At 72.5% G+C, this 6870-nt stretch carries 8 protein-coding genes; 5 read left to right on the plus strand and 3 right to left on the minus strand.

Annotated elements, in window-relative coordinates; translation table 11 throughout:
• The 3 genes from H0487_RS20995 to H0487_RS21005 all read right to left on the minus strand — a co-directional run.
• On the minus strand, window positions 1–199 hold a 199-nt coding region (locus H0487_RS20995), incomplete at its 3' end, for a hypothetical protein (protein WP_220793649.1).
• A 72-nt stretch (window positions 200–271) separates the two neighbouring features.
• On the minus strand, window positions 272–691 hold the full coding sequence (locus H0487_RS21000) for an SRPBCC family protein (protein WP_183096173.1): 420 nt from the start codon (window positions 689–691) through the stop codon (window positions 272–274).
• A gap of 22 nt (window positions 692–713) precedes the next feature.
• Window positions 714–1316, minus strand: a complete 603-nt coding sequence (locus H0487_RS21005; RefSeq protein WP_183096174.1) for a TetR/AcrR family transcriptional regulator — start codon at window positions 1314–1316, stop codon at window positions 714–716.
• A 60-nt stretch (window positions 1317–1376) separates the two neighbouring features.
• Here H0487_RS21005 and H0487_RS21010 point away from each other — a divergent pair, with 60 nt between their 5' ends.
• The 5 genes from H0487_RS21010 to H0487_RS21030 all read left to right on the plus strand — a co-directional run bounded on the left by H0487_RS21010 (window position 1377) and on the right by H0487_RS21030 (window position 6717).
• The gene (locus tag H0487_RS21010; protein ID WP_183096175.1) at window positions 1377–2330 is read left to right on the plus strand and encodes a patatin-like phospholipase family protein; all 954 of its coding nucleotides are present in this window, start codon (window positions 1377–1379) and stop codon (window positions 2328–2330) included.
• Window positions 2327–3826: a flavin-containing monooxygenase gene (locus tag H0487_RS21015; RefSeq protein WP_183096176.1), complete on the plus strand. Its 1500-nt coding sequence runs from the start codon at window positions 2327–2329 to the stop codon at window positions 3824–3826. The genes H0487_RS21010 and H0487_RS21015 overlap by 4 nt, the downstream gene beginning before the upstream one ends.
• On the plus strand, window positions 3823–4665 hold the full coding sequence (locus tag H0487_RS21020; protein ID WP_183096177.1) for an SDR family oxidoreductase: 843 nt from the start codon (window positions 3823–3825) through the stop codon (window positions 4663–4665). The genes H0487_RS21015 and H0487_RS21020 overlap by 4 nt, the downstream gene beginning before the upstream one ends.
• Window positions 4662–5741: a lipase family alpha/beta hydrolase gene (locus tag H0487_RS21025; RefSeq protein WP_183096178.1), complete on the plus strand. Its 1080-nt coding sequence runs from the start codon at window positions 4662–4664 to the stop codon at window positions 5739–5741. The genes H0487_RS21020 and H0487_RS21025 overlap by 4 nt, the downstream gene beginning before the upstream one ends.
• A 106-nt stretch (window positions 5742–5847) precedes the next feature.
• Window positions 5848–6717 (plus strand): hypothetical protein, encoded by an 870-nt coding sequence (locus H0487_RS21030; protein WP_183096179.1) that lies wholly within the window; start codon window positions 5848–5850, stop codon window positions 6715–6717.
• Window positions 6718–6870 lie beyond the last annotated feature (153 nt).

Genomic DNA, 6870 nt, shown 5'->3' on the forward strand with positions numbered 1-6870 from the left:
CCTCGGTCAGGTCGACCTCGGGGCGGCCGCGGCCCCGCCACGGCCCGGCGGCGCCGGGCTCGAAGACGGCCAGCCGCGCGAAGGAGATCAGGTAGCGCAACCGGCGCAGCTCGACGTCGGACAGCACGTCCGGCTCGCCGAGGTGGGCGCGCACCAGCGCCCGCTCCATCTGCTGGAGCAGCAGGAGTTCATCGGTCACGTTCGGATGCTCCCACTCCCGGCCGGAGGGCGGGGGCTGTTCGGGGGCTGTGTGGGGGCTGTGGGTGGGGGGCTACTTGGAGACGGCGCGGACGAACGCCTTGAGGAGGACGGTCGCGATCGCCTTGGTCACGGCCTTCTCGACGAAGGGGACCCGCTGGTCGGCGCTGATCGCCCACGAGATCCGGGTGCCGGTGCCGTCCTGGGCAAGGTCCACGTCACCGCGGTAGTTCTTCAGCGGCACGCCGCCGGTGGCCTTGTAGCCGAGGCCCTGGCCGGGCTCGAAGCGGGTGATCTCCTCGACGATCGCGGGGGCAGGACCGGGGGCGTCGATCTTGCGGACCGCGCCGACGCCGTTGCGCTCGCTGCGGCCCTCGCGGGTCAGGGTGACCTTGAGGCCGGGGGCCCAGGACGCCATGCCCTCGTGGTCGGCGAGGGAGGCCCACACCTGGTCGATGGGGGTCTTGACGGTGGCGGTGGCAACGGAGCGCATGTTCGGCACAGTAGTGATGTCCTTAGGTGAGAGGGGTGGAGCGTTCGAGGAGTGACCTGAGCAGGTCGACGAGGCTGGTGACGGGGAGCTCGGGGTCGAAGGCACGCTGCACGCCGAGGCCGATGCCGAGGGCGAGCAGCTGGACCGCGGCGTCCTCGGCGGGGACCGGCAGGGCGATCCCCAGGTCGGCGGCCTGCTGCTCGATGAGGTCCGCGATGGCGGCGGTGAGCTCGCGCCGTCGTCCGGCGAGGGACTTGTTGACGCCGGCGATGCTGCGGTTGCTGGTGGCGAACTCGACCTCCAGGGCGGTCCAGCCGACGTCGCCGATGTTGTCCTCGGCCCACTGCGCGAACGCGGCGATCCGGTCCTCGACGGTCTCGGCCTCCAGGACGGCCATCGCCAACGACATCGCCCGCTCCAGATGGAGCACGTCGAGAACGGCGAGCCCGAGCTCGGTCTTGGTCGCGAAGTTGGAGTAGACCGCGCCCTTGGAGAAGCCCGCCTCGGCGGCGACCCGGTCGAGCGAGGTCGCGTTGTAGCCCTCGGCCAGGAAGAGCCGGTGGGCGGTCTCCACGAGCCGCTCGCGCGTCTGCGCATGGGACTCCTTGCGCGTCATCCGGGGCATGGCAGAAATCTTACCAAGTCGGGCTACCATTGGTATTCGAATACCGTTAGTATCTCAAACATGACGCAACGACGCGCACTGCCCCGACGCGGTCTGGCCATCGGCTGTGGCGGCACCCTCGGGTTCGCCTGGACCGTGGTCGCCCTCCGCGCCCTCGAGCAGCAGCTGGGCTGGGACGCCCGCACCGCCGACGTGATGATCGGGACCTCGGCGGGCTCGGAGATCGTCGCCGCCCTCGGCAGCGGCCGGACGCCGCAGGACCTCATCGACGCGCTCGAGCAGAAGCCGGGGGTCGACCCGGTCCTCGCCGCCCACGCCGCCGAGCACCCGGGCGCGATGCCGCCCATCCCGGCTCCGGTCCTGCCCGCCCTCGGGCTGGTGCGCGCCGGCCTGGCGCGGAAGTCGCCGTACAACGCGATGGCGGGCCTGCTGCCCAAGGGCCGCGGCGACGCCACCTGGCTGCGGGAGTACGGCGACGGGCTCGCCGGCCCCGACGGCTGGACCACGCACCCGGCGACCTGGATCGTCGCCGCCGACATCGCCAACGGGGAGCGGGTCGCGTTCGGCTCGCCCGGTGCCCCGAAGGCCGGCCTCGGCGAGGCCGTCGCCGCGTCGTGGGGCATCCCCGGCTGGTTCCCGCCCGTGGAGATCGCGGGTCGTCGGTTCCTGGACGGCGGCGCCATCTCGTCGGTCTCCGCCGACCTGCTCGTCGACGAGGACCTCGACGAGGTGATCGTCGTGGCGCCGATGACCTCCGAGGGCGGAGCCCCCGCGACCGGCCTGAGCCGGGTGGAGCGGATCCTGCGCTCGCAGATGACCGCCGGTCTCGACCAGGAGGTCGCCGCGCTGCGCGCGGCCGGCGTCCGGGTGGTCCGGGTCGAGCCCGGCCCGGCGGAGCTCGACGCGATGGGTCCGAACTTCATGGACCTCGCCCGCCGCGAGGCGACCCTCGCTGCCGCGCGTGCCCACGTCCCCGCGCGCGTGGCAGCCGCACTCGAAGGAGTCAACGCATGAAGCAGCACCACGAGATCGTCATCGTCGGCGCCGGCATCTCCCGCATCGCGGCCGCCGTCAAGCTGCGCGAGGCCGGGCTCACCGGCACCGACGACCTGGTGATCCTCGAGAAGGCCGAGACCTACGGCGGCACCTGGCGGGCCAACACCTACCCCGGGTGCGCCTGCGACGTCCCGTCGAACCTCTACTCGTTCTCCTTCGCCCCCAACAGCGACTGGTCCCGGGTCTACGGCAACCAGCCGGAGATCCTGGCCTACATCGACGGCGTCGCCCGCGACCACAGGCTGGACGAGGTGACCCGGTTCGGGGTCGAGGTGCTCGGGGCCGCCTGGGACGAAGCCTCCTCGTCGTGGACGATCGAGACGACCGACGGCACCCTCACCTCGCGGTTCCTGATCGCTGCGGCAGGGCCGTGGAACGAGCCGAAGATCCCCGACGTCCCCGGGCTGGCCGACTTCCCCGGCGAGGTGTGGCACTCCGCGCAGTGGAACCACGACGTCGACCTCGACGGCAAGCGGGTCGCGGTGGTCGGCACCGGCGCGTCCGCGGTCCAGTTCGTGCCGCAGATCCAGAAGCAGGTCGCCGAGCTCCACCTCTTCCAGCGCACGGCCCACTGGGTGCTGCCCAAGGTCGACCACCACGTCCCCGAAGCGGAGAAGTGGGTCAAGCGCCACGTCCCCCTCTTCGAGCGGACCCTCGGCGCCGTGGAGTACGCCGCCATGGAGGCGGTCGGCGTCGCCTTCCACCGCCCGAAGCCGTTCATGCTCGGGCTCCAGAAGATCGGCGAGGCCTACCTGCGTGCAGCCGTGCGGGACAAGGCCCTGCGCGCGAAGCTGACGCCGGACTACCTGCTCGGCTGCAAGCGGATCCTCTTCTCCAACAACTACCTGCAGTCGCTGACCAAGGAGAACGTCGAGGTCCACGCCACGGGCGTGGACCGGGTCGAGGGCTCGACGGTCATCGGCAGCGACGGCAGCAGCGCCGAGGTCGACGCGATCATCCTCGGCACCGGCTTCCACATCCTCGACATGCCGGTCGCCGACTTCGTGCGCGGCGCCGACGGCCGGACCATGGCCGAGCACTGGGCCGGCTCGCCCGAGGCCTACCAGGGCACCGTCGTCGCCGGTTTCCCGAACGCGTTCGTGGTGCTCGGTCCCAGCCTCGGCACCGGGCATGGCTCGGCGTTCGCCGTCGCCGAGTCGCAGGTGGCGATGATCGTGGACGCCATCACGACCGCGCGCGCCGAGGGCTGGGCGGCGCTCGACGTGCGCCCCGCCGCGCAGGCGGCGTACGTCGACGAGGTGCAGGCCGCGCTCGTCGGCACCGCCTACAGCGGCGCCAGCTGCCACAGCTACTTCATCGACGCCAACGGTCGCAACAGCTTCAGCTGGCCGTGGTCCACCGGTGAGCTGGTCCGCCGGATCAGCACCTTCGACCGCACCGCCTTCGACGTCACCCCCGTCGAGACCGACGAGACCCAGGAAGTGATGGCATGAGCCGCTACCCGAAGATCGACCTGGACGGCGCGCTCGTCCTCATCACCGGTGCCGCCCGCGGCATCGGCCTGGCCACGGCCCGGGACTTCGCCCGGGCCGGCGCGCTCGTCGCGCTCGGCGACCTGGACGAGGCGCTCGCCAAGGAGGCCGCCGCCGCGATCGGCACGCAGGCCAGCGGCCACCGTCTCGACGTGACCGACAGGGACTCCTTCGCAGCGTTCGCGGAGGCCGCCGAGCAGCAGCACGGGCGCCCGGTCGACGTGCTGGTCAACAACGCCGGTGTGATGCCCAACGGGCCGTTCCTCGACCAGGAGGAGCGGATCGACCGGCTCACGATGGACGTCAACGTCTACGGCGTCATCCACGGCATGCGGGTCGTCCTGCCCGGGATGATCGAGCGCGGCCACGGCCACGTCGTCAACGTCGCCTCCCTGGCCGGGAAGTTCCCGATCAAGGGCCTCGCTGTCTACAACGCCAGCAAGTTCGCGGTCGTCGGCCTCACCGCCGCGACCCGGCTCGAGCTCGAGGGCACCGGGGTCTCGATCACCGCCGTGCTGCCCAGCGCGGTGAAGACCGAGCTGTCCTCGGGCATCGACTACGGCGTGCTGCCGGCCGTCGAGCCGGAGGACATCGCCGGCGCGGTCGTGAAGTCGGTCCGCAGTCGCAAGGCCGAGGTCGCCGTGCCGTCGTACGTCGGGCTCGCGGCCAACGGCGCGCCGATGGTGCCCGAGGGCGTGATGCGCCGCTTCCGGCACCTGGTCCACGACGACGCCGCGATCACCCGGGTCGACACCGGCGTGCGCAAGGCCTACCTCGACCGGATCGAGAACCAGCAGTGAGGGCGGTCGCCCGGCGGCTGGTCGGTCCGGCGCTCGCGCTGGCGGCGATCCTCGCCGCGGGTGCGGTGGCCTCGCCCGAGTCCCGGGCCGCGGCACCGGCGCCGTCCGTCACGGCTGCGGTCGACGGCGACTACGCGCCCGTCAGCCGTCCTGGCCCCGCGCTGCGGGCGTCGGCGGCCGACCTGCGGGCCGCCGTCACCTGCGCGGGCGACTTCGCCAGCGGCAAGCAGCCGGTTCTGCTCGTGCCCGGTACGGCGTTCACCTACGAGTCGCAGTACGCGTGGAGCTGGGCTCCCGCGCTGACCCGGGCCGGGATCCCGTGGTGCTCGGTGACGCCGCCGCACAACTCGCTCGGCGACCTCACCATCGCCGGTGAGTACGACGCCTACGCGATCCGCCACACCTACCGGAAGGCCGGCGGCCGCAAGATCGCGATCGTCGGGCACAGCCAGGGCGGCATGCGGCCGCGCTGGGCGCTGCGGTTCTTCCCCGACACGCGCCGGATGGTCGCGGACTACGTCGGCGTCGCCCCGGACAGCCAGGGAGTCACTCTGGGTGCGCCGGGCCTCGCGCCCGCGCTCGCGGGCGCGGTCTGTGGAGTCGTCGGGTGCCCGCAGGGCGTCTGGCAGCAGCTCCAGGGCTCTGCGTTCATGGCGGCGATCAACTCGCGGCAGGAGACCTTCGCAGGGATCGACTACAGCGTCATCTACAGCACCCGCGACGGTCTGGTCGCACCCGAGACGACGCACCTGGCCGCGGTCCGGGGCGCCGGCTACCGCCGCGTCGCGGTCCAGGACCTCTGCCCCGGGCGGATCGCCGACCACTTCACCAACGGCAGCACCGACGCCGCGACCTGGGCGTTGGTGATCGACGCGGTCACGCGCTCCGGCCCGGTCGACCCGGCGCGGCTGTCCCCGTCCGTGTGCCGGCAGCCGTTCCTGCCCGGCCTGGACCAGCGGGCAGCACTGCTCGGTGCGCTCCAGGCGCCGGTCCAGATCGCGACCGCCATCGCCACCACCCCCCGCGAGAACGCCGAGGCGGCGCTGCCCTGCTACGTCTACGCCACCGGCTGCTGAGGCTCTGCGTCGTACCCGGTCCACGGGTCGTGATTTCGGCATTTCGCGACATCTAGACCGGGTGCGACGGGGCTCGGGGCGTCGAACTGCGGCCTACGCTGCGGGGGTGGGTCGGATCGCGGCGGGTGTGTGCGTCCCTGTGCTGCTGCTCTTCGGGGTGGGGTGCGCCGACTCGGACACTGACGCCGGGGCGCCGTCGACCACATCCGGTGCAGGAGCGACGCCCTCGGAGTCGCCGTCGGACTCAGCGAGCCCGACCGAGCCGGCGACCTCAGCCACGGCGGAGCCGACGCGCTACCGGCCGCACCCGGCGGAGGCGGACGGGGTGGCGAAGCGCGTCGCCGCTCGAGCGGTGGAGGCGTTGCCGGAGGTCCGCCAGGTCACCTACACGCAGTACTTCGGCTACCTGCCGCCGCAGGCGAGCATCCTGGTCGAGGCGGACTTCGTGGACGGTGTCGACGGCCGGGGCGGGACGACGTACGACGTCCGGGTCAGCCGGGCGTCCGGCGACTGGCAGGTCGACACGGTCACGGCTGCCGATCCGCCACGGGCCCTGGCGGACCCGAGCCCGCTCGTCCGGCGGGTGCTGCGCAACGACCGGATCGTGCTGCCCTGGGCGGGCCGGGCCGACGTGGCTGCGGGCGACGTCGACGACGAGGTGCTCCGCTCGATGCTCGCGCTCGCCGAGGAGCACGAGATCGGCGTCAGCGTCCTCATCTCCGCCCACCCGGTGAACGTGTTCGGCACGGATCGGCGCAGTCGTCATCCCGACGGGTTCGCCTACGACATCGGCAGCATCGACGGTCGCCTGGTCGTGGACCCCGACGCGGCCGGCCTGGTGCGCGAGGTCATGGAGCTCGCGACCGGCACCGGGGCCGACCAGGTCGGCGGGCCGACCGACCTCGACGGCGGCGGCAGCCAGTACTTCTCCGACGTCACGCACACCGATCACGTGCACGTCGGTTTCGACGGCTGAGCTGCGCCGGGCGGCTCTCAGCCCGCGTCGGAGACCGGCATCGACGCCGCAGCGACCAGCCGGCCGACCAGGTCGTTGACCTCGTCGGCGTACTCGTGCTGGACCATGTGGCCGGACTCGGCGATCTCGACCAGCTCCGAGCTCGGGATGGCC

The organism is Nocardioides stalactiti (genome assembly GCF_014180715.1).
GTDB lineage: Bacteria > Actinomycetota > Actinomycetes > Propionibacteriales > Nocardioidaceae > Nocardioides > Nocardioides stalactiti.